At 74.4% G+C, this 22,113-nt stretch carries 24 protein-coding genes; 15 read left to right on the top strand and 9 right to left on the bottom strand.

The window, feature by feature from the left end; genetic code table 11:
* Positions 1-9 precede the first annotated feature (9 nt).
* Both Dvina_RS23175 and Dvina_RS23170 read left to right on the top strand, forming a co-directional pair.
* Positions 10-1,497, top strand: a complete 1,488-nt coding sequence (locus Dvina_RS23175; RefSeq protein ID WP_223104558.1) for a glycoside hydrolase family 36 protein — start codon at positions 10-12, stop codon at positions 1,495-1,497.
* 11 nt (positions 1,498-1,508) lie between these two features.
* Positions 1,509-1,841 carry a DeoR family transcriptional regulator gene (locus Dvina_RS23170; RefSeq protein ID WP_223104557.1) on the top strand — a complete coding sequence of 111 codons (333 nt, stop codon included), beginning with the start codon at positions 1,509-1,511 and terminating at the stop codon, positions 1,839-1,841.
* Positions 1,842-1,891: 50 nt separating this feature from the next.
* Here Dvina_RS23170 and Dvina_RS23165 read toward each other — a convergent pair whose 3' ends face one another.
* From Dvina_RS23165 to Dvina_RS23140, 6 genes are all read right to left on the bottom strand, one after another.
* Positions 1,892-2,263, bottom strand: coding sequence for a hypothetical protein (locus tag Dvina_RS23165; RefSeq protein ID WP_223104556.1), 372 nt, complete (start codon positions 2,261-2,263; stop codon positions 1,892-1,894).
* Positions 2,264-2,310: 47 nt separating this feature from the next.
* Complete coding sequence (locus Dvina_RS23160; RefSeq protein WP_223104555.1) at positions 2,311-3,081, bottom strand: hypothetical protein; 771 nt, start codon at positions 3,079-3,081, stop codon at positions 2,311-2,313.
* A 165-nt stretch (positions 3,082-3,246) separates the two neighbouring features.
* Positions 3,247-4,650 carry an NAD(P)(+) transhydrogenase (Re/Si-specific) subunit beta gene (locus Dvina_RS23155; protein WP_223104554.1) on the bottom strand — a complete coding sequence of 468 codons (1,404 nt, stop codon included), beginning with the start codon at positions 4,648-4,650 and terminating at the stop codon, positions 3,247-3,249.
* Positions 4,647-4,937, bottom strand: coding sequence for an NAD(P) transhydrogenase subunit alpha part 2 (locus Dvina_RS23150; protein WP_223104553.1), 291 nt, complete (start codon positions 4,935-4,937; stop codon positions 4,647-4,649). Before Dvina_RS23150 ends, Dvina_RS23155 begins: the two co-directional genes overlap by 4 nt.
* Positions 4,934-6,046, bottom strand: coding sequence for an NAD(P) transhydrogenase subunit alpha (locus Dvina_RS23145; protein WP_223104552.1), 1,113 nt, complete (start codon positions 6,044-6,046; stop codon positions 4,934-4,936). Before Dvina_RS23145 ends, Dvina_RS23150 begins: the two co-directional genes overlap by 4 nt.
* A 1,242-nt stretch (positions 6,047-7,288) precedes the next feature.
* Positions 7,289-8,248, bottom strand: coding sequence for an Acg family FMN-binding oxidoreductase (locus Dvina_RS23140; RefSeq protein WP_223104551.1), 960 nt, complete (start codon positions 8,246-8,248; stop codon positions 7,289-7,291).
* Positions 8,249-8,637: 389 nt separating this feature from the next.
* On the opposite strand from Dvina_RS23140, the gene Dvina_RS23135 reads away from it, so the two are divergent.
* From Dvina_RS23135 to Dvina_RS23085, 11 genes are all read left to right on the top strand, one after another.
* Positions 8,638-9,486: a universal stress protein gene (locus Dvina_RS23135; protein WP_223104550.1), complete on the top strand. Its 849-nt coding sequence runs from the start codon at positions 8,638-8,640 to the stop codon at positions 9,484-9,486.
* 158 nt (positions 9,487-9,644) lie between these two features.
* Entirely contained in the window at positions 9,645-10,886 is a 1,242-nt protein-coding gene (sqr, locus tag Dvina_RS23130; protein ID WP_223104549.1) for a type III sulfide quinone reductase, selenoprotein subtype, read from the top strand.
* A gap of 6 nt (positions 10,887-10,892) precedes the next feature.
* Complete coding sequence (locus Dvina_RS23125) at positions 10,893-11,207, top strand: TusE/DsrC/DsvC family sulfur relay protein (protein ID WP_223104548.1); 315 nt, start codon at positions 10,893-10,895, stop codon at positions 11,205-11,207.
* 13 nt (positions 11,208-11,220) lie between these two features.
* Complete coding sequence (locus Dvina_RS23120) at positions 11,221-11,733, top strand: DsrE/DsrF/DrsH-like family protein (protein WP_223104547.1); 513 nt, start codon at positions 11,221-11,223, stop codon at positions 11,731-11,733.
* A 17-nt stretch (positions 11,734-11,750) separates the two neighbouring features.
* Positions 11,751-11,972 (top strand): hypothetical protein, encoded by a 222-nt coding sequence (locus Dvina_RS23115; protein ID WP_223104546.1) that lies wholly within the window; start codon positions 11,751-11,753, stop codon positions 11,970-11,972.
* A gap of 107 nt (positions 11,973-12,079) precedes the next feature.
* Positions 12,080-12,814, top strand: coding sequence for a VOC family protein (locus tag Dvina_RS23110; protein ID WP_223104545.1), 735 nt, complete (start codon positions 12,080-12,082; stop codon positions 12,812-12,814).
* Between the two features lie 112 nt (positions 12,815-12,926).
* Entirely contained in the window at positions 12,927-13,946 is a 1,020-nt protein-coding gene (locus tag Dvina_RS23105; protein WP_223104544.1) for a sensor histidine kinase, read from the top strand.
* Positions 13,943-14,587, top strand: coding sequence for a response regulator (locus Dvina_RS23100; RefSeq protein WP_223104543.1), 645 nt, complete (start codon positions 13,943-13,945; stop codon positions 14,585-14,587). Before Dvina_RS23105 ends, Dvina_RS23100 begins: the two co-directional genes overlap by 4 nt.
* 205 nt (positions 14,588-14,792) lie before the next feature.
* Positions 14,793-15,479 (top strand): ABC transporter ATP-binding protein, encoded by a 687-nt coding sequence (locus tag Dvina_RS23095; protein WP_246656386.1) that lies wholly within the window; start codon positions 14,793-14,795, stop codon positions 15,477-15,479.
* Positions 15,476-16,222: a hypothetical protein gene (locus tag Dvina_RS23090; protein ID WP_223104542.1), complete on the top strand. Its 747-nt coding sequence runs from the start codon at positions 15,476-15,478 to the stop codon at positions 16,220-16,222. The genes Dvina_RS23095 and Dvina_RS23090 overlap by 4 nt, the downstream gene beginning before the upstream one ends.
* On the top strand, positions 16,212-16,763 hold the full coding sequence (locus tag Dvina_RS23085; protein WP_223104541.1) for a hypothetical protein: 552 nt from the start codon (positions 16,212-16,214) through the stop codon (positions 16,761-16,763). The genes Dvina_RS23090 and Dvina_RS23085 overlap by 11 nt, the downstream gene beginning before the upstream one ends.
* A 136-nt stretch (positions 16,764-16,899) precedes the next feature.
* On the opposite strand, the gene Dvina_RS23080 is transcribed toward Dvina_RS23085, so the two are convergent.
* Positions 16,900-17,748, bottom strand: coding sequence for a helix-turn-helix transcriptional regulator (locus tag Dvina_RS23080; RefSeq protein ID WP_446682175.1), 849 nt, complete (start codon positions 17,746-17,748; stop codon positions 16,900-16,902).
* A gap of 102 nt (positions 17,749-17,850) precedes the next feature.
* Between Dvina_RS23080 and Dvina_RS23075 the strand changes: the two genes are divergently transcribed.
* Complete coding sequence (locus tag Dvina_RS23075; protein ID WP_223104540.1) at positions 17,851-18,753, top strand: SDR family NAD(P)-dependent oxidoreductase; 903 nt, start codon at positions 17,851-17,853, stop codon at positions 18,751-18,753.
* Here the strand turns inward: Dvina_RS23075 and Dvina_RS23070 are convergent.
* On the bottom strand, positions 18,747-20,366 hold the full coding sequence (locus Dvina_RS23070) for a methyl-accepting chemotaxis protein (RefSeq protein ID WP_223104539.1): 1,620 nt from the start codon (positions 20,364-20,366) through the stop codon (positions 18,747-18,749). The two genes, Dvina_RS23075 and Dvina_RS23070, sit on opposite strands and share 7 nt — an antisense overlap.
* A 117-nt stretch (positions 20,367-20,483) precedes the next feature.
* Positions 20,484-20,927, bottom strand: coding sequence for a VOC family protein (locus Dvina_RS23065; RefSeq protein WP_223104538.1), 444 nt, complete (start codon positions 20,925-20,927; stop codon positions 20,484-20,486).
* A gap of 64 nt (positions 20,928-20,991) precedes the next feature.
* On the opposite strand from Dvina_RS23065, the gene Dvina_RS23060 reads away from it, so the two are divergent.
* A complete protein-coding gene (locus Dvina_RS23060; protein WP_223104537.1) occupies positions 20,992-21,942 on the top strand; it encodes a helix-turn-helix transcriptional regulator in 951 nt (316 codons plus the stop codon).
* The last annotated feature ends 171 nt before the right edge of the window (positions 21,943-22,113 follow it).

The raw sequence follows: 22,113 nt of genomic DNA, 5'->3' as shown, positions 1-22,113 counted from the left end.
AGGAGAACCATGGCACAGGTCGTCGAGCTCGGCGGACGCCACTTCGCCCTGCAGCACTCCGGCGCCGGGACGCCGCGCCCCGCACCGGGCGGCATCCTGCTCCCCCCGGGCCGGGTCGCGATCCTGCACGGGCTCGGCGACGCCTCGTTCTACCGCCACGGCCAGAACTCGTGGAGCCCCTGCGGCTGGCGCCGGCTGAGCGAGCCACCGCTGCGGATCCCCAACCCGACCCGCCTGGTCACCGCGGACGACCCCGCGTTCGACGACCCGGCCCGCCACCACGGCTCCGCGGTGGCGGCGCTGCAGGGAGCCGACGGCCGGGTGCTGCTGCTCGGCGCGCTCGGCCTGGACACCCCCCGCCTCATCGCCGATCACGACACGCTCACCGGCTGGTACGCGGGGGCCGGCGCCGACTGGTTCGTCGCCTACGGCCCCGAGGCCGAGGTCTTCACGGCGTACGCGGCGGCGCTGGAGGCCCGCTTCGGCGGCGTCAAGCGCCGGGCCGGCAACGTCTGGTGCAGCTGGTACGCCTACTACGAGAACGTCACCGAGGCCCAGATCACCAAGGACGTCGCCGACCTGCAGGGCCTGCCGTTCGACGTCGTGCAGATCGACGACGGCTGGGAGGAGCGGGTCGGCGACTGGACCCCGAACGCGAAGTTCCCCAGCGGCATGCCGGCCCTCGCCGCGCGCATCGCGGACGCCGGTTTTCGCCCCGGCCTGTGGCTGGCCCCGTTCATCGCCCTGCCGGCGTCGCGCTTCGCGATCGACCACCCGGAGCTGCTCCTGCGCGACGCGTCCGGCCGCCCGGTCGTGGCCGGGTCCAACTGGGGCGGCCCGTACTACGCCCTGGACCTGGCGCAGGACGGTGCCCGGGACCATGTGGCGGCGCTGATCCACACCGTCGTGCACGAGTGGGGCTTCACGTACCTGAAGCTCGACTTCATCAACGCGGCCGCCGCGTTCCTGCCGGACCGTCCGCGCGAGCAGATCTACCGGGCCGCGCTGGAGCTCATCCGCACCGTGGCCGGCGACGACGTGTACCTGCTCGGCTCGGGCGCCATCCTGCTGCCCTCGCTGGGCCTGCTCGACGGCCTGCGCAGCGGCCCCGACGTCGCCCCGATGTGGGACAACTACGCGACCGTCGACCCGTCGGACGCCACGGCCCGCAACGCGGTCGTCAACAGCGTCCACCGGCTGTGGCAGTCCCCGCTCGTCGAGGTCGACCCGGACGTCGTCTACTTCCGCAGCAAGCTGAACCTGTTGACGCCGCAGCAGCTGCAGTGGCTGCGCGACCTGGCCGACGTGTGCGGCTTCCGCGCCGTCTCCGACCCGCCGTCGTGGCTGACCCCGGCCGAGCTGGAGGAGCTGCGGGTGTACCTGGAGCGGACCCCGCGCGTCACGCAGCTCTCCCGCTACCGGTTCACCGTGGAAGGTCGCGAGGTCGACTTCACGTCGGCGGTGGCGATCGACGGCCAGCTGTACCCGATCTCCTAGGCCGCCCCCCGATGTCCGCGTCCCTGCTGCCGGCCCAGCGGCGCCAGCGCATCGTGGAGCTGCTGGGGCGGCGCGAGTACATCACCATCGACGAGATCCGCGCCGCGACGGGCGCCTCCATGGCCACCACCCACCGCGACCTGGACCACCTGGCCACCATGGGCGCCCTCACCAGAATCCGCGGCGGCGCCACCCGGCCCCCGTCACCACGCGGCGAGGCCCGGCTCCTCGCCGCGTGCCTGACGCGGGTCCGCCAGGCCCTCGACCGCAATGACCTGACCACCGTCGAGTCCGCCCTGCACCAGGCGCTTGACGCCTGCACCCGCCTGCGCCGCGCATCCTGACGGCGCCGCGCCGACCCGGCGGCCGCCGCAGCCCTACGCGCGGCCGGACGTCAGCCGCAGCCCGAACTCGTCGAGCCGGTATCCCCCGGCCCGCCGACGAGCGCCGGCGGCCCGAGCACCGCGACGAGCGCCGCCAGCGCGTCCCGCTGCGCGCCGGTGTGCTCCTCCACGGGCACCTCGCGGCGCACCTCGAGCGCCGTGTAGTCGCCGAACCAGCCCCGGCCGTCCCACGGCTCCCGCGGCCGGGCCACTACCTCTTCGGCCCCATCGGTCGCGACAGCCGTCGAGAACGCGTCCTCGTCGTCCGGCCCGAGCCGCCACCCGAGCGCCCCGGTGACCCGCTCGAGATCGGCCCGGCTCCACGCTGCGAAGTCGGCTTGGAGCAGTACACCCAACTGGTCTTCGGCAATCACGCCCGCCATCCTCACACCTTCCCGCCGGCGGTGCGCGGCGGAGGCCGGGCGGTGGGCTACTGCTCGTTGAGGACCGCGTACATCTGCTCCGGCATCGGCATGACGTCGGCGGTCGGGGCGGTGACGGTGACCGGGGTGCCGAAGCTCATCAGGGTGACGCTGCCTTCGGAGGCCGGTTCGGTGCCGTAGGCCGGGACGCTCACCTTCAGGCCGCTCACGTAGCCCTCGGGGTTGACCGAGGCCGAGAACGGCACCGCCTTGGCCTTGTCGCCCAGCTCCTTCGCCGCGGCCGCGTCGTACAGCAGGCCGCCGGAGCCGGCGGTGCTCAGGTCAATCGTGCCGGTGAACAGGGTGCCGTCGTCGCTCTTGAGGTTCGTCGCGTGGGCCACGACGCCTTGGACGTCGATCGGGTCCTTGGCCTCGAGGAAGCTCAGCGAGCCCGTGATCTTCGCCGGGTCGGCCTTCAGCCAGTACTTCGCCAGGTCGGTGCCGCCGGTCGTGGGCAGGCCGGTGATCTTCAGGAAGAATGCGCCGCCCGTCGCGATGCTCTGGAACGTCAGCTTGTTCGCCGCGTCGAGGTCCACGCTCATCGTCGCGGTGGAGGAGGACGTCTTCGGGTCGGCGGAGCCCTCGATGGTACCGGCACCGGCCGGGTCCTGGGCGCGGAACTGGTAGGAGGTGGCGGCGGTCTTCTCGGCGGCGGCCGTGAGCTTCTTCGCCGGGTCCGCCACGGCGGTCGGGGCGGCGCTCGCCGTGGGGAGGCTCGCCTTGTCGTCAATGGTGTCGGAGCTATCGCCGCAGCCTGCGATGGCCGTAGCTGTGATCATGCCCGTCACCAGCAATTTTACGGTTCGCATACCCCGCACGCTAGGCGAGCGACGGGCGGATCGGGCGACTTTGCCGAAGAAGGGCGTCGACGAGCGCTCCCAACGGGCCGGGCAGTTCGTCGGCCGTGGCGCCGGCGAGCCGGGCGCACCCGACGGGGTCCGCGCTCAGGGGACGAGCGTCCGGAGTGCGGCGGCGATCGCGGCGAGGCCCGCCTTGGCGTCGGTGAAGCACATGCCGGTGCGGGGGTCGGTGTACAGCTCGTTGTCGATGCCGGCGTATCCGTGGCCCATCGAGCGCTTGATCACCACGACGTGGCGGGCCTTGAGCACGTCCAGGATGGGCATGCCGGAGACGGCGTTGCCGGGCCGGTGCGCCGCCGGGTTCGTCACGTCGTTGGCCCCGATGACAAGCGCCACGTCGGCCCGGCCGAGCTCGTCGTTGGCCGGCTGGAGCTCCAGCATCTGCGGGTACGGCACGTCGGCCTCGGCCAGCAGGACGTTCATGTGTCCCGGCATCCGCCCCGCGACGGGATGGATCCCGTAGGACACCGCTGTCCCCCGGCCGCTCAGCAGCTCGCCGAGCTCGGCGGCCTGGCGCTGGGCCTGCGCGGCGGCCAGGCCGTAGCCGGGCACGAGCACCACTCGCTCGGCGTAGGCCAGCAGCGTCGCCACATCGTCCGGGCTGACCGAGCGCACGGCGCCACCGGCGGCGACGGCCGCACCGGTGGAGGTGCCCGCCGTGCCGTAACCGCCGGCCATGATCGCGCCGACCGAGCGGTTCATGGCGGCCGCCATGAGCCGGGTCAGCACCGTGCCGGACGCGCCGACGAGCGCACCCGCCACGATCAGGATGAGGTTGCCGAGCACCAGCCCGGCCATCGCCACCGCGGTGCCGGTGAACGCGTTGAGCAGTGACACCACGACCGGCATGTCGGCGCCGCCGATCGGCAGCACCATGAGGACGCCGGCCGCCAGCGCGGCGACCGTCAGGACGACGAGGCCGGTGCTGCTGCCCGGCCGCACGGCGAGCCACACCCCGGCCGCGACGGCGGTCACCGCGGCGCCCGCGAGCCCCACGCGCCGCCCGGGCAGCAGCACCGGCCGGCCGGGCACCAGACCCCGCAGCTTCCCCGCGGCGATGATCGACCCGGCGAACGTCGCCGCGCCGATGAGCACGTCGAGCGCGCCGGTGGTCGCCGCCGTGGGGCCGAGCGCGGCGCCCCGGGCGGTGAACTCGTGGATCGCCAGGACCGTGGCGGCGCCACCGCCGACCGCGTTGAAGAGGCTCACCAGCTCCGGCATCGCCGTCATCGCGACCCGCCGCGCGGCGACCAGCCCGGCGCCGCCGCCGAGCAGCGCCCCGGCGACGAGCACGAGCGTGCCGGTCGCGGTGATGGCGCGGGCCTGCCCGATGTCGCTCACCGCCGCGACGACGGCGATGACCATGCCCAGCGCGGAGAGCCGGTTGCCGCGGCGAGCCGTGGCCGGCCGGTTGGTCAGGTGCAGGCCGACGACGAACAGCACAGCCGCGGTCAGGTCGGCCGCCCAGAGCATCGCCGGGGCGGTCATGACGGCCGCCGCGGGCGGAACATCCGCAGCATCCGGTCGGTGACGACGTAGCCGCCCACGACGTTGGCGGCGGCGAAGGCCACGGCCGTGAAGGCCAGCCCGTAGCCGAGCGGTCCGTCGGCGTCGGCGGCCAGCCGGATCGCGCCGGCCAGGACGACGCCGTGGATGGCGTTGGTGCCGGACATCAGCGGGGTGTGCAGGGTCGCCGGCACCTTGCTGATGACCTCGAACCCGACAAGCGCACCGAGGACGAACACGGTGACCGCGAACATCAGGTCATCGCTCATCGGCTCTCTCCTTCCGGACGTGTCACGGCGATCGCGGCGATGATCTCGTCGTCGCGATCGGGGCCGGCCGGGCCGGCGAGCAGCTCCAGCACGGCCGTGATGTTGCGGCAGTACAGCGCGGACGCGGCCGGTGCCATGTCCGAGGCCGGGTTCGCCGCGCCGATCACGGTGACACCCTCGGCGGTCACGACCGTGCGGCCCGCCACCGAGCCTTCGACGTTGCCGCCGTCGTCGCCCGCGGCGGCGTCCACGACGACCGAGCCGGGCCGCATCGCCTTCACCGCGTCAGCGGTGACGAGCAGCGGCGGCGTACGCCCGGGAACCCGGGCGGTGGTGATGATGACGTCGAAGCCGGCGATGCGCTCCTGCAGTGCGCCGCGCTGCGCGTCCGCCTCGCCGGCGGTGAGGGCCCGCGCGTAGCCGCCCTCGCTGGAGCCGTGCCCGGGCCCGGCGACGTCGAGGAACCGGGCGCCCAGGGAGCGGACCTCGTCGGCGGCCTCCGGCCGGATGTCGTAGCCGGTGACGGCGGCCCCGATGCGCCGGGCCGTGCCGATCGCGGCCAGCCCGGCCACACCCGTGCCGAGCACGAGCACGGTCGCCGGCTTGACGGTGCCGGCGGCGGTCATCAGCATCGGGAAGTATCCGCCGAAGGTCCCGGCGGCCAGCAGCGCGGCCCGGTAGCCCGCGATCGCGGCCTGCGAGGTGAGCGCGTCCATGGGCTGGGCCCGGCTCAGCGTGCGGGGCAGCCGGTCGAGGCTGAGCGCGGTGACGTGCAGCCCGGCGCAGGCGTCGGCGAAGGCGCCGTGGCGCTCGGCCCCCAGCAGCCCGACGACAGTCGAGCGGGGGCGCAGTACCCCCGGATCGGGCGGCGCGACGCACACCAGGATGTCACTGGCGCCGGCGAACTCCGGCCCGTCCAGGATCTCGGCGCCCTCGGCCCGGTAGGCGTCGTCGCTGTGCCACGCGCCCCATCCGGCGCCGGCCTGCACGACCACCTCGAAACCGAGGGCGCGCACCAGGGCCACGCCGGGCGGGGTGAGCGCGACCCGCCGCTCGCCGCCGCGCTCGCGGACCACGCCGACCCGTCTCGCCTCGCCCTGCGCCGCCATCACGCCTCCCGCTCCGGTCGAACGTCCCAAGGCCACGATGGGGTGGTGACGCCCGCCCGGCCAGGGGCCAACGGCCCGGTCCGGCGGTCCGGGCGGCACTGCCGGCCGGGCGGGCGAAAACGGTCACGCAGTGGTGCGGACGGGTGACCGTGGCGTTGTCGTTGAACGGGTTCGACTCGGCGAGTACGGTGCCGTCCGCCCTGATGCCCCGGGCGGTGAGATCGAATGGCTGGGGTACATCCGTCGCGGCCGAGCTGAACGCGAAGGTGTAGGTGGCCGTGGCGCCGATCGCCGGCGCGGGGCGCTCGACACTCCACGCCCCGTATCCGTCGTCGCGCACCGGCGGCCATCCGGAGCCGTCGCGCTGCAGCGGGGAGGTGCGGTAGAAGGTCAGCTCGATGGCGGCCGGCTTGACGCCACGGGCGTAGGTGACGCTGACCGTGAGCGTGCCGTGCCGCACCCCGTTGCTCGCCGGGCCGAGCACGAGCTCGCCCACGGTCAGGCCGGTCTCCGTGACGGCCGGGTTGAGCGGAAACGACGTGGGCCCGCTCACCTGCACGAACGCGTGGCCGTCCCAGCGGTAGCCGCGGGTCTGCGCCAGCGTCGGGGTCTCGTCGCCGCAGCAGCGCAGGTAATCGCCGACCGTCACCCGTACCGTGCCGTCCGCGAGCACCCGCATCGTGTCGAAGCCGATCGTGCGGATCTCGCCGGTCGTCGCGACGACCCGCCCGACGGTGACGATGGCGCCGGCGCCGTTGCGGTCGAAGGCGACGATCTGGGTGCTGCCGCCCTGCCAGCCGCAGAAGATGGCGGCGACCGTCTCGCCGGCACCGTCCCGGTCGATGTCGCCGTAGACGATGTCGTACATCGCCAGGCGCTGCCGGTCCGGCTGCGTGGCGCTCGGCGGCGGCAGGAACTGCCCGTCGGTGAACGTGATGCGGCCGGACGGCCCGGTCAGGTTGTCCGCGGGCCAGGCCGGGATCTCGAGCGTGGCGTTCTTGAGGGTCGCGGCGGCGATCCGGCCGTCCGGCGCGGCCGGCGTCGGCGTCGGCGTCGGCGTCCGGGAGCTTTGCGCCGGTGACGGGACGGCCGACGCGGAAGCCGCGGCGGACGGCGAGGACACCACCGGAGCGGGGCCCGCCGAGCCCGCACCGCCCCGGTGCAGCAGCAGCCAGACCCCGATCGGCACGATGAGCACGAGGACGGCGGCGGCGGCGATCAGCGCATATGCGACCGGAATCGTCAGGTCTCCGCGACGATCCCGGCCGCCGGCCGCCGCGGACTCGCCTGCGGTGCCGGTGACTGGGGCACGCCGACGCGCAGCACCAGTTGGGGCTGGCCGGGCACCGGCAGCAGGCTGCGGATCAGCGTCCGGGCCCCCGGTACCTCCACCACCTCACTCATCGGGGAGACGGCCAGGCCGTGCGCGGTCGCGGCCAGCCAGACAGCACTTGTGGCCTCCCCCGCGCTCAGCCAGTCCCATCGGTTGTCGTGCTCGGTGGCCACCACGAGGAACTCGGCGCCGGTGTCGTCGCCGTCGCCGGGGTCCAGGGCCGCCGCGGCGCCGAGGCCGAAGTCGCGCACCGGGACCGGCCGGTCGACCTCGGGCACGACGGTGCCCGGCGGCACCCCGTCGCCGGCCGCAGGGTCCCGGCTCGTCCAGCGCCGCACCTCGGCCACGGAGCGCAGGTCATGGGCGCCGACCGCGTGGGCGCCCCGGGCGGCATATCGGAGGAACTCCATGTCCTGCTCCCGCAGGACGTACAGGTGCGCTCCCTCCTGCTCGGCGGCCGAGCGCAGCCAGGCGAAGGTGTCGAACGGGACCCGGGCGCCGGCCCGGAAAGGCCGCCGGTCGGTGCGGCGCAGGCGCAGGCTGCGGTACGCCATCACGCTCTCGCGCCCCGCGGGGCGCTCCGGGCCGGCGCCGACGTGGGCGAGCAGCATCGGCCGGCCGGAGTCGGGCCACCGCTCGACCACCGGCTCGTACCCGAGGGCGTCGAGCGCCACCCGGGCGTGGTGGAGCACGGCGCCACAGCTGAGGATCATCAGACGTCCGCGCGGATCGATGTGCAGCAGCTGGCGGGCGGGGTTGGCGTGCAGCTCGAGCCGGGCACCGCCGCTGCGCCAGCGCCACGGCTGGGTGTTGAGGATCGACGGGGCGAGCCGTGCTTCCCACGCCGCTTGCAGCAGGGTGGCGTGCATAGCGCTCTCCTTCTTCACGGCAGCGACTTCGGCGGACCTTGCACAGCCGACGCTATCGATCACGCATCGGGCCGTTGAGAGTCGAACGTCCCGACCCTTGCGGTGCATCCGGACGGCGACGGCGTAGGCCCGCGCCGTCAGGGCGCGGGCCACGTCGTTATGTCAGCCGGCGTTGCCGCCCGGCATCGTGGTGGTGCCGCGTGTGGTGGCCGGGAGGCCGCTTCACCGAAGTACCGTCGCCACCCTCGCGCGGCGGATCGCCGCCGGGCCAGGCCGTCGGTCCCGTCGAGAAGGGACCTGCGATGCGTCCCGGCCACGACGTTCGGCCCGGTCCGAGCGGCCGCCGCGAGGGCAGAGTTGAACGGTAGGCCCGCCCGAGGAGGTGCCCGATGCAGCACATCGATGGAACCATCGTCGCCGCCGTCGACAGCGCTTGCGCGGCGGGTGCCGCGGTCCGGCTGGCGCTCGTGGAGGCGGTCCTGCGCCGCCGCCCGCTCGACCTGCTGGCCGTCTACGGCCCGGAGCCCGACGACGTACGCCGCGCGGCCGGTTGTGTGCCACGCAACGTCGCCGAGCGCCGGCTGGCGCAGACCGCGGCGGCACTGCGGGCGTCCCATCCAGAGGTACCGGTCCGGACGGAGCTCACCGGCGCGGAGCTGGGCAGTGCGCTGATCACCCGGTCGCACGGTGCGGCGATGGTGGTGCTCGGCACCGACGGCCCGACCGGACCGACCGAGCGGATCGCCGCCCATGCGGACGCGCCGGTCGTCGTCGCACCGGTGGTCCGCCCCCCCGGCGGACCGGTCGTCCTGGGCGTCGACGGCTCGTACCTGGCGCCCGAGGCCGCGGCGTTCGCATTCGAGGAGGCGGCCCTGCGCGGTGTCCCGCTGGTGGCGATGTACGCCTGGCCGGGCGTCGCCGACGTCGCGCTGTCCGGCGTCGACCCGTTCGGCTACGACGTGTCGGTGGCCCGCGGCGACGCCTACCGGGTGCTGGCCGAGGCGCTGGCCGGCTGGGCCGCGAAGTACCCCGACGTGCCGGTCGAGCACCGCGCCGTGCTCGCCGCGCACACCGGCGAGCAGCTCACGCACGAGGCGGCGGGGGCGTCGATGCTCGTGCTCGGCGCCCGGTCGCACACCGGTGCCGCGCGGCCGGCCCTCGGCTCGGTCGTCCGCTACGCCCTGCACCTGAGCCCGTGCCCGGTGGCCGTGCTGACACCGCATCGGCTCGGCGGCTGATCCGTCCCCGGGCCGCCGGGCGGGCGCACGAGGGCGGTGTCACACAGCGTCGCCGCCTGCGGGTCCCATGTCCCACCCGGCCGGGACCTCGGGCCTACGCGGCCTGTCACGCGCCGCCATACGGTGGCCGCAGGATCGAGCGGAGGGAGGCAGGTGCCATGCGTCGGCTCCTCGTCCTGGGTGCCGGAACCGCCGGCACGATGGTGGTCAACCGGCTGCGGCGCCGGATGCCCCGCCACGAGTGGCAGATCACGGTGGTCGAGGCCGGGGAGTACCACCACTACCAGCCGGGGTACCTGTTCCTGCCGTTCGGCCGATATACACCGGATCAGGTGGTCCGGCCGATCGCACCGCTGATCGGCGCCGGCGTCGAGCGCGTCGGCGGCGAGGTGGAGCGCGTCGTGCCTGGCGAGCACCGGGTGCGGCTGACGGACGGCCGGTCGCTGCCGTACGACTACCTGGTCATCGCGACCGGGGTGACGCCCCGACCCGACCGGACGCCCGGGCTGCTCGACGGCGGGCAGTGGCGCAAGCGGATCTTCGACTTCTACACGTTCGAAGGGGCCCAGGCGCTCGCCGGAGCCATGCGGGCGTTCGACGGCGGCCGGCTGGTCGTGCACATCACCGACACGCCGATCAAGTGCCCGGTCGCGCCGCTCGAGTTCGCATTCCTCGCCGACGACCATCTGCGCCGCCGCGGCCTGCGGGAGCGCACCGAGCTGACATACGCCACGCCGCTGCCGGGGGCCTTCACCAAACCCGTCGCGACCGCGCGGCTGCAGTCGATGCTGTCGGCGCGCGACATCGTGGTCGAGCCCGACTTCCTGGTCGAGCGGGTCGAGGGCACCTCCCTGATCTCGTACGACGAGCGGGAGATCCCGTTCGACCTGCTGGTCACCGTGCCGCTCAACATGGGCGCCGACTACGTGGCCCGCTCCGGGCTCGGCGACGAGCTCAACCTGGTCCCGGTGGACCGGCACACGCTGCTGGCCAAGGCCGACGACGCGATCTTCGCCATCGGCGACGCCAACGACATTCCCACCTCCAAGGCGGGGTCTGTGGCGCACTTCGCCGTCGACGTCTTCGCCGACAACTTCGTCGAGCACGCGGCGGGCCGGCCGATGCCAGGGTCGTTCGACGGGCACGCCAACTGCTTCGTCGAGTCCGGCGCCGGCAAGGCACTGCTCATCGACTTCAACTACGACACCGAGCCGCTGCCGGGCATGTATCCGCTGCCCGGAGCCGGCCCGTTCCGGCTGCTGCGGGAGTCCGCGGTCAACCACTGGGGCAAGCTCGCGTTCCGCTGGGCGTACTGGCACATGCTGCTGCCGGGCCGTCCAGTTCCGCTGCCGGCGCACATGTCGATGGCCGGCAAACACCTTCCCATCGCCGAGGAGTGACCCGCCATGCCGGCCACGACCATCGCCGGGTTCAGCGTCCACGTCGACGCCGAGGGGTTCCTGACCGTCTACGACGAGTGGAGCCCGGACCTGGCCCAGCAGCTCGCCGAGCGAATCGGTATCGACCTGACCGACGCGCACTGGAAGGTCATCCGCTTCCTGCGCGCCGACTATGCGGCCGGCGGTGAGACAGCGACCCTGCGCCGGGTCACCGTCGCCGGTGGCATACCGACGAAGGAGCTGTTCCGGCTGTTCCCGAAGAAGCCGGCCAAGAAGATGGCCTACATCGCCGGCCTGCCCAAGCCGCGCGGCTGCGTGTGAAGGGAGCCTCGCCATGACCACCGATGCCGCACCGGCGATCACACCCGACTTCGACGACGGGCCCGGCGCCGGGCGCAAGCTCGCCATCATCTGCTCCAAGGGCGACCTCGACATGGCCTACCCGGGCCTGATCCTGGCCAACGGCGCGCTCGGTGAGGGGGTGGAGACCCACCTGTTCTTCACCTTCTGGGGCCTCGACATCATCACCCGGTCGCGGATGGCGCATCTGCGCTTCACGCCGCTGGGCAACACCGCGACGCACATGCCCCAGGTCCTCGGCGGCGTACCCGGCGTGACCGCGATGGCCACCCGCATGATGCGCCGCCAGATCGCCGAAGTCGGCGTGCCCGACGTTCCCGAGCTGCTCGATCTGATCGCCGCTGCGGGCGGACACCTCTGGGCGTGCCGGATGTCCGTGGACATGATGCGCCTGACGGCCGGCGATCTTCACGAATCGGTCGAGGGCATCATCAACGCCGGCGGCTTCATCGAGCAGACCGACGGCGCCCAGCTGCTGTTCGTCTGAAGAGGAGGAAGACAGTGGTGACCGAGCAGAAGACGGCGACGGCGCCCGACCGCCGGTACCGCAGGTCCGCAACCGGCCGCGGCGGTGGCGGCGCCGTCTACGGCCTCGGGTTCATCGGCGCGCTGGTGTACTACATCCAGCAGGCGGGCGGGTTCTGGGTGGGCGTGCTGGGCGTGCTCAAAGCGCTCGTGTGGCCGGCGTTCCTGGTCTACGACGTCCTCAAGCACCTGGCCGGATGACCGGTGAGCGGGCCGCCGGTCCACCGGCCGGCGGCGGTCGTCGCCGCGCCGCCTTCCGCCCGTGGGTCGCCGCCTGCGCCGGGCCGAGGACCTGCAAAGGTGGCCGGGTGGAGATTCGATGGTTGACCGTGTTCCTGGACGTGCCGGCGGACGATGCCGCGGTGGTCGAACGGTTCTGGCCGGCGGTGACCGGGGCGTCGCTGTCGGCGCGGCGGGGTCCCGATGGGCAGTTCGCGACGCTCGTGCCGCAGGAGGGCGACGCGTATCTGCGGGTGCAGCGCGTCCGGGACGGCGGTGGTGGCTGCCACCTCGACCTGCACGTCGACGACCCGGTCGCGAGGGCGGAGCGGGCCGTCGCGCTGGGCGCCGTCGAGCGGTTTCGTGACGATCGGCTGGTCGTGCTGGACAGTCCCGGCGGGTTTGCGTTCTGCTTCGTCGGGTGGCACGGCGAGGCGACGGTACCGCCGCCCGGCCCGGCCCGGCTCGACCAGCTGTGTCTCGACGCGCCGGCCGCGGCGTTCGACGCCGAGTGCGCGTTCTGGGCGGCGCTCACCGGGTGGGACCTGCGGGCGGGCGCGCTGGCGGAGTTCCAGTACCTCGAGCGGCCGGCCGGGATCGCGGTGCGGCTGCTGCTGCAGCGGCGGGCGGTCTCGGGCGACGGTGACCGGGTGACGGCGCACGTGGACTTCGCCTGCGCCGACCGCACCGGCGTCACGGCGCGACACGTCGAGGCCGGGGCGGTCGTCGCCGGGAGCGGGCCGCGCTGGACGACGCTGCGCGACCCGGCCGGGCGCCTCTACTGCCTCACCGACCGCGACCCGCGCACCGGCCGGCTGCCGTAGCGCGACCGCCGCGACGGCGCTCAGTCGTCGAACTCCACGCCGTGCTCCTCGGCCAGGGCGACGATCTCGCGGAGGCGGGCCGGGCTGTTGGCGGCCATCTTAGGATCGACGTATGGGTCGCCGTCTCGGGTTGGATGCGCTCGCCGCGGTCGTGGTGGTCGGCGGATTCTGGCTGCCGCTCACGCTGAGTGCGGGCGGGTGGCGGACGGGGGCCGGGCTGGTCCTCGGGGCCGTGGCGGGCGCGGCGATGCTGCTGCGGCGGTTCGCGCCGGTCCCGGCGATCGTGGTGGCGGCGCTCGCCACCGGGGCCGGCGGGGTGCTCGGGGTGAGTCAGGACCCGATGCTGGCCGCGGCCTGGTGCCTGTACCCCGTCGCCGTCGAGCGGGCCGGCCGGGCGCACGGGCCGGTCATCGCCGTGCTGGGCGGGTTGACGCTGCTGAGCGCGACGGTGGCCGTGCCGGGCGGCGGCGCGAGCGTCATCGTCGCGGCCGTCGTGCTCGGCGGGGCCTGGCTGCTGGGGACGGCGGCGGGGCGGCTGGCCCGGGCGGCCGAGGCCGAGGAGCGGGCCCGGGTGCAGGCGGCCGTGGCGCGGGAGGTGCACGACGTGGTCGGGCATGCGCTCGCCGTGATCGCGGCCGAGGCCGGGGTGGCGCGGATGGTGTCCGGGTCGCAGCCGCAGGAGCTGTGCCAGAGCCTGGCCGACGTCGAGGTCCACGCACGTGATGCGCTGCAGGAGGTACAACTGCTCGTGCGGACACTCCGTGACCTGCCCACCGCTGTGGCGCCGGCGCGGGAGCGGCTCCTGGCCGTCGTGGCGGCCAGCCGGGCCGCGGGGATCACCGTGCGGGCCACGATCGACGGGGATCTGCCCGAGCCCGGCGGGACGGTGGTGGTGCGGGTCGTGCAGGAGTCGCTGAGCAACGCCCTGCGGCACACGCCCGGGGCCGCGTGCACGGTGGACGTCCGGCCCGGTGTCGTGCGGATACACAGCGTCGGCGTGGCCCGCCCGGACCCCGGCTCCGGCGTCGGCCTCGAAGGGCTGCGCGAACGGGTCGAGCTGGCCGGCGGTGAGCTGCGGTGCGTCGCGCCGAGCGCCGGAGAGTTCCTGGTCACGGCCCGGGTGCCGGTGTGATAAGCGTCTTCCTCGCCGACGACGACCCGGTGTTCCGGCGGGTGTACCGCCGCCTCTTCGAGCGCACCGACGGTTTCCGGGTCGCCGGTGAGGCCGCGGACGGGCCCGAGGCCGTCCGGCTGGTCCTGGCCCTGAGGCCGGCGGTCGCGCTGCTCGATGTGCAGATGCCCGGCGGTGACGGGCTCACGGCGGCGGAGACGATCCTCGCCGCGACCCCGACCAGGGTCGTCGTGCTCACCACGTTCGACCTGGACGAGTACGTCCACCGGGCCCTGTCCGCGGGTGCCTGCGGGTTCCTGCTCAAGAACGCCGCGCCCGCGGAGGTGCTGCAGGCCGTGCGGGCCGTCCACGCCAGCCACGCCGCGCTGGCGCCGGAGGTGACCGCGCGGCTGATCCGGCAGTTCGCACCGCCCGCCGCGCCGCACCCGTTCGCGGCCGGGGTGCTGTCCGCCCGCGAGCTGCAGGTGGTCCGCCTGGTGGCGCGGGGGATGTCGAACCAGCAGATCGCGGACGAGCTGCGGTTGAGCCTGGAGACGGTGCGGACGTACCTGCGGCGGCTCTTCGCCAAGCTCGGGGTCAACGACCGGACCCATCTCGCGGTGCTGGCCCACTCCGCCGGGCTGCTCCACGAGCCGCGCTGAGAGCAACCGCTGGCCGGTACGTGGCCGCTGCCTCGGCCGGGACGTGGCCGCGGCCTCAGCCGGACGTGGCCGGACCGCCCCGGCCGGCGCGACGGCGAGGACGGCCGCCCAGCTGACGCGGACCGCGTGCTCGCGGCGGGGCGGCAACGATCCAGTCTCCTTTCGGGGGACGCGCGCCCGCGGCGGGCCGGCCGATGCTTCGACGGTGATCGAGGTCAAGGGGTTGCGGAAGTTCGTCGTCGACGGGATCGACTTCGTCGCGCGGCCGGGGCGGGTGACGGGGCTGCTCGGGCCGAACGGGGCCGGGAAGTCGACCACCCTGCGGGTGCTGCTCGGCCTGGCCCGGCCGGTCGGCGGGGTCGCGCTCGTGCACGGCCGCCGATACGCCGAGCTGCGCCATCCACTTCGGACGGTCGGTGCGCTGCTCGACGCGGCGGGTCCGCTGCCCGAGCAGCGGGCGGTCGACCACCTGCGATGGCTGGCCCTGTCCAACGCCGTCCCCCGCCGCCGGGTGGCGCAGGTGCTGGAGCTGGCCGGGCTGACAGCTGTGGCCCGGCGGCGGGCCGGGCGGCTGAGCCTGGGCATGCGGCAGCGGCTCGGGATCGCGGCCGCACTGCTGGGCGACCCGTCGGTGCTGGTGCTTGACGAGCCCACGAACGGTCTCGACCCGGACGGCATCCGATGGGTCCGCGACCTGGCCCGGGAGTCGGCGGCGGCCGGGCGCACGGTGCTGCTGTCCAGTCACGTGATGGCCGACGTCGCCGCGACCGTCGACGACCTCGTGATCATCCGTCGGGGCCGGATCGTGGCGGACGGCCCGCTGGCGGCGGTGACGGCCGGGCACCCCTCGCTGGAGGCGGCGTTCTTCGCGCTGACGGGTGACGAGCGGTGAGCGCTCTGCGCGCGGAGCTGTTCACGTTGCGCACGTCGCGCTCGCTGTGGATCGGGTTCGCGCTGCTGCTCGCGCTGCACGTTGTGGTGCTGTGGCAGGGGCTCGCCCCGACCACGGCGGCCGTCGACGCGATCGCGCCGGACGGGACGATCGAGATCTTCACCGGAGAGCGGCGTCCGGCCGCGGCGGCGCTGGTGGAGCTGACGGCGGGCGGGTCACTGCAGATGTGCATCTTCCTGCCCGTCCTGGGTGCGCTGCTCGGCGGGCGGGAGGCTCGGCGCCTGGCGGCCGGGCTGCTCGCGGTCCCGCAGCGGCATCGGCTGTTCGCCGCGAAGACCGCGGCTGCCGCTTTGTGGCTGCTCGTGCTCGCAACACTTGTCGCATTGTGCTCGATGGCGTGCACGTATCTGTCCGTTCGGGCCTGGAACCCCGGCCTGGTGTGGCAGGCGGACACCATTCGCGCACAGGCACTGTTCGTGGTGTACGCCGTCGTCTATTCGCTCATCGGCTACGCGTTCGCACTGACCGGCCGGGGCGTACTGGTCGGCCTGCTCGGCGTGGTGGCGATGACCGCGCTCACGATGGTCCAGGTAGCCGGGCCGTGGCTGGACGCGCTGCTGCCACTGAGCGCCGGCATCCACCTCGTACTCGAGGGCCGCCCGTCCGGTGCACTCGTCATCGCCGGCTGGAGCGCGGCCGCGCTGACCGGCGCACTCCTGGCGGTGCAGCGCCGTGACCAGTGAGAGCCGCCCCGGACCGCTCCCGACCGCGGCGCTCGGGCCGTCCGGTTGGGAGGGCTGCGGCGCCGTGCTGAGTGAGCTGTACCGGCTGGGAACGCTCCCGGTCGCGTGGGTGCTGGCGGCCGGCTGGGTGGGCTTGTCGGCCTGGCACTTCGGGCTGGGCACGTACGCCGCGGTGGCGCTGGCCGTCGTGCTCGGCGGGCGCGATGTGCCGGCGACCGTGCTGTGCGCCGTGCCGTCCCGGTCCCGCCTGTTCGCGTCCCGGGCGCTGGCCGTGCTCGTGCTCGGCGGACTGTGCACGTTCACGGTCCGGGGTGTGCTGCTGTGCCTGTTCGGGCTGGGCCTGGCCGGGCTGACCCGGGGCCTCGTCTGGCCGGCCGCCGTCCTGGCCGGCGTGCCGATCCTGCTCACACCGGTGCTGCGAGCGGCGGCGCCCGGCGTCGTGCCGTTGCTGCCGCACGAGGCGAGCACGCCCGTGCTGGCCGGGTGGACCGCGGCCGCTCTGCTGGCCGGCTGGGCGACCCTCACAGGACGCGACGCGTGACCCATGCACGGTCTGCGCGGCCCTCGCAAGCCGTGACGCGCGGACCGCTCGCCGACCAGACAGCGCCCGCAAACGCGCAACGCCTGACGCGTCACCCGCTGACGCACACGCCGGCGGTCACCACAGCGCACGCACCTCAGTCGACGAGCGTCTGCGTGCCGAGCACGATCGCCAAGGCGAGCCGGTCGGCATCCTCCGTCCCGGGCTCGGCCGTGTAAATCATGATGCGCAGATCGTCCAAAGCCACGAACAGCGTGTCGCAGTCAAGCGTGATGCGCCCGACCGCCGGATGCTCGACCACCTTGTGCTTGGACGTGGCATCCGGGGGCGCCGGCGGCACCTCGAAGTCCCACAGTGCACCGAACCGCGGGCACGCCGCACCCAACTCCCCGATCAACCGCCGCAGCGAACGATCGGCCGGATACCGAGACGCCGTCAGCCGCAGGTCCGCCACCAGCCGCGCCTCGTGCTCAGCCTGCTCCGAGGCGCTGTGCACGACCCGGTTCGCCGCCCCGGTCAGGTTGCGCCAGACAGCGTTGCGCTCCAGCCCCTCCCAGGTCGTCGTGGCCCCCATCAGCGCGTCATACGCCGCATTGGCCAGCACCAGCATCCAGCTCGCGTCATACACGACGACCGGCGTGTACGACAGCCGGTCCAGCAGCCGCTGCACGCTTGGCGTGATGCGCGACGACACCACGTCCAGCCCGGGCGCGGCGTGCCCGGCCAGCTGGAAGAGCAGGCCCCGCTCGGTGTCGGACAGCCGCAGCGCCCGCGCCAGCGCCTCGACGACCTGCGCCGACGGCGCCGTCGCCCGGCCCTGCTCGAGCCGGGTCAGGTAGTCGGCCGAGATCCCGGCGAGCGCGGCCACCTCCTCGCGCCGCAGCCCGCTCGCCCGCCGTCGCCGCCCGACGGGCACCCCGACGGACTCGGGCGCGGCCCGGTCCCGCCAGCGGCGCAGCATCCGCCCGAACTCCCACGACTCCACTGTCACAGTCTGCGCGCGGGCGCGGCCCGTTGTCCTGGCCCCGGCAGTCCTACGACAACGGGACGGCTGCCTCACCCGGCCGGGTCCGCGCACGCTGAGCGCATGACAGTCCTCATCACCGGCCCCACCCGCGGCCTGGGCCGGGCCGCCACCCTCGCCATGGCCGGCCGCACCGACCTGATCCTGGTGGGCCGCGACGGTGCGGCAATGGACACGGTGGCCGCGCAGGCCAGGGCCAAGGGTTCGAAGGTGCACACCGTCGGGGCCGACCTGGCCCGCCTGGCCGACGTACGGGCGGCGGCCGCACGGGTCCGCGCCGAAGGCTTCGGCCCGCTGCGGGCCCTGATCGCCAACGCCGGCGCCATGTCGGCCGACACCCGCCAGGCGTCGGCGGACGGCTACGAGCTCACGTTCGCCGTGAACTATCTCGCCCACGCCCAGCTCATCGGCGACCTGCTCGACGTGTTCGCCGCGCCCGCGCGGATCGTGCTGCTCGGCTCCAACACCTACAGCGCGAACTTCTGGCGCCGGCTCCTGCACGTGCCGGAGGCGCAGTGGCGCGACCCGGTCGACCTGGCCCGGCCCGCCACGGGCCCGCGGAACCCCGGCCTGCGAGCCGGCGGCGTCGCCTATTCCAACGCCAAACTCGCCCTCTTGTACTACGCGCACGAACTCCAGCACCACACCGCCCCCGGCATCGGCGTCTCGGTGTTCGAGCCCGGCTGGATGCCCGCGACCGCGCTCGGCCGCGGCGCTCCCCCGGCGCTGCAGGCCCTGTCCCGCGCGCCGGGCCGGCTCCCCGGCGTCTCCAAGCCGGCCCGCTCCGGCCCCGCGCTGGCCGCCCTCGCGCTCGACGACCGGTGGGCGCACCTGCGTGACGGGGCGTTCGTGCTGAAGGACCGGGTGATCCGGCCCCGGCCCGTCGCCTTCGACCGTGACCGCGAACAGCGCCTGTGGGCGGCGACCGGCGAGCTCCTCGACCGGGCCGCCGCCGCCCGTCAGTAGCGGAACGCGGACACCAGCCGGCTCAGATCGGCCTGCGCGGTGTCGAGCTCGGTGGCCGTCCGGCCCGTCCGCCGAGCCGACTCCGTGGTGGCGGCGGCCGTCGCGGCCACGCCGGTGATGGTGGCCGCGATCTCGCCGGACCCCACGGCCGTCTCACCGATGTTGCGGCTCATCTCGGCCGTGGTCGCGGTCTGCTCCTCGATGGCCGAGGCGATCGTGAGCTGCGTGGCGTTGATCTCGGCGACCACCTCGCCGATATGGGCGATGGCCGTCCTCGCCTCGCCGGCGCCGGCCTGGATCGCGGCGATCTGCCGGGCGATCGTCTCGGTCGCGCCGGCGGTCTGCGCGGCCAGCGCCTTGACCTCGCCGGCGACGACGGCGAAGCCCTTGCCGGACTCCCCCGCCCGGGCCGCTTCGATGGTGGCGTTCAGGGCGAGCAGGTTGGTCTGCGCGGCGATGGCGGTGATGAGCTCGGCGACCGACTGGATCTCCTCGGAGGAGGCGCCGAGCCGGGCGATCGACGCGCCGGCGGCGTCGGCGGCCGTCACACCGCGGGCGGCGACCTCCGAGGCCCGGCCGGCACTGCGGGCGATCTCGGCGATGGAGGCGGTCATCTCCTCGGACGAGGAGGCCATCGCCGACACGATTGTCGAGACCTCCTCCGCGCCCGCGCTGACCGCCTCGGCCTGGGTACTGGTCTGCGTCGCCCCGGTCGCCAGCTCCGCGCTGACGTCGGTGAGCTCGTCGGCGGCGGCCGAGATCCGGCGGGCCCCGGCGGCCACGTCGGCGAGCAGCGACTGCATCCGGCCGGCGAAGCGGTTGAACCCGGCCGCCGCCTCCGCGATCTCGTCGCGGGCCGGGTCGTCGATGCGCTGGGTCAGGTCCCCGTCGCCGTCGGCGATCTCGGCGAGGCGGCGATTGAGGGTGCGCAGCGGCCGGATGATGGAGCGGATCAGCACGAGCGCGAGCAGTGCCCCGACGAACACCGCGGCGATGCCGACGGCGACGATGACGCTCGTCGCCCGGGCCGAGGCGGCCTGGGCCCGCGATGTGGCCGCGCCGGCCTCGGTGTCGACGCCGGCGACAAGGGTGTCGATGTCGGCCGCGATCCGGTTGAACAGGCGGATCTCGTCGACCGCGACCCGCTCGTTGGCCGAGGCGACCCCGGCCGCGCCGCCGCTGCGGTAGTCGCGCGCGATGTCCGCGTCGAGCGCCATGAACCGGTCGAACAGCTCGAGTGTCGCCGCCACCTGCCGCTGCTGGTCGCCGCTGATGCCGGCGTCGCGCAGCGCGGCCAGCTCGGTCCGGAACGCCGCCGCCGCGGCCAGGAAGCTGGCCCGGCTCGCGCCCGTGTCGAGCGCCGCCCCGGCGACACCCCGGGCCTCGTCGAACGCGTACGCGGTCTGCCACCCGTTGAAGTCGGCCGAGCGGAACTTCACCTGCATCGCCAGGCGGGTCACCTGCTGATAGCGGCTCACGGTGGCCGTCGCGCGCCGCTGGTCGGCGATGGCCGACAAGCCGACGAACGCGATCGCCGCGAGCAGCGCCAGCAGCAGCCCCATGGCCGCGACCATGCGCAGGCTGATCCGGATGTTGCGCAGCACCGCGAGCATCTGTGTCCTTTCGTCCGAAGCCTCATCGGCCGGCCGGGCGCCGATCTGAGCCGTCGGGCAGGCGACGGTGCCACCGGGCCACCGCGGGCCGCCGCGGCTACGCCCTGATCGCCGCGATCAGTCCAGGCAGAACTCGTTGCCCTCGGGGTCGGCCATGACGATCGTGCCGAGCTCCAGCGGCGGGGCGGGCTCATACCGGGCCAGCCGCGCCGCCCCGAGCCGGCCCAGCCGGGTGGCCTCTTCCTCCAGCGCGGCCATGCGCTCCTCCCCCTGCAGACCCGGCGCGGCCCGCACGTCGAGGTGCACCCGGTTCTTGGCCTGCTTGCCCTCCGGCACCCGCTGGAAGAACACCCGCGGCCCCACGCCGGCCGGGTCGAGGATCGCCGAGGCCCGGTTGCGTTCGGAGGCCGGCACCCCGAACGCGTCGAGGGCGTCGTCCCAGGTCGCGAAGCCCGGCGGCGGGTCCTGGACCCGGTAGCCGAGCACCTCGGTCCAGAACAGGGCGAGCGTCGCGGGGTCGGCACAGTCGAACGTGATCTGCACGGTGCGGGTCGTCGTCATGATCCATGTTCTATCGTGAATCGCGGACAGTTACGGTCCGCGATCCGCGACACGATTGGCGCTCATGACGGCCGAAGGTACGACCGAGCGCGTCCTGCGCCTGCTCGCCCTGCTCCAGCGCCGCCCCGCGTGGACCGGCGCCGAGCTGGCGGCCGAGCTGCGGGTGACCGCACGTTCCGTGCGCCGCGACGTCGAGCGGCTGCGCTCCCTCGGCTATCCGGTGCACGCGACAGGCGGCGTGGGCGGCGGGTATCAGCTCGGCGCCGGCACCCGCCTGCCCCCACTCCTGCTGGACGACGAGGAGGCGATCGCCACCGCCGTCTCGCTGCGCCTGGCCTCCGCGGGCCCGATCGCCGGTGCGGGCGAGGCCGCGCTGCGAGCGCTGGCCAAGCTCGACCAGGTGATGCCGCCGCGCCTGCGGGAGGAGGTCCGGGCCGTCCACGGCGCCACCGAGACGCTCGCCGGCCCCGGCGCGGAGATCGACGCGGAGGTCCTCGTGACGCTCGCCCGCGCCTGCCGGGACGCGGTGCGGGTCCGGTTCAGCTACACCGGCCGCCCTGAGCAGCGCACGGTCGAGCCGGTCCGGCTGGTGACGACGGGCCGCCGGTGGTACCTCATGGGCTGGGATTCGCAGCGCGACGACTGGCGGACCTTCCGGCTGGATCGCATGCGCGACGTCGCCGCGACGAGCTGGCGGTTCCGGCCCCGCGAGCACCCCGACCCGGCCGCGTTCGTGCAGCGGGCCGTGGCCGAGTCGCCGTACCGGCACCGGGCCCGGATTCGCCTGCACGCCGACCCGGCCGCCGTGCGCGACCGCATCCCGCCGCAGGTCGGGCGGGTCGAGGACGACCCCGGCCGCGCGGGCTGGTGCATCCTGACCGCGGCGGCCGACCGCCTGGACACCATCGCCGTGCACGTGGTGCGCCTGGGCTTCCCGGCCGAGGTCCTGGAGCCACCGGAGCTGCGCACCGCCGCCGCCGACCTGGCCGCCCGCCTGCGGGACCTCAGCGGGTGACGACCGCCCGGGCCACCGATCGGGCCGGCCCGAATTGCCGTACCGCTGCGAAACCCTGTCGCCGATCAGCCACCGTCGTGAGCGACAGCCCTCGTTCGTGAGGCGGCGCTCGTCGGGCGTTCCACGGGCGGATGAAAGTTTCGTCGGCCGCGAGCGTGCAGCCGTGGGAAA

This window comes from Dactylosporangium vinaceum, assembly GCF_019904175.1.
Classification (GTDB): Bacteria; Actinomycetota; Actinomycetes; order Mycobacteriales; family Micromonosporaceae; genus Dactylosporangium; species Dactylosporangium vinaceum.
This window is presented reverse-complemented; position numbering and strand designations above follow the sequence as displayed.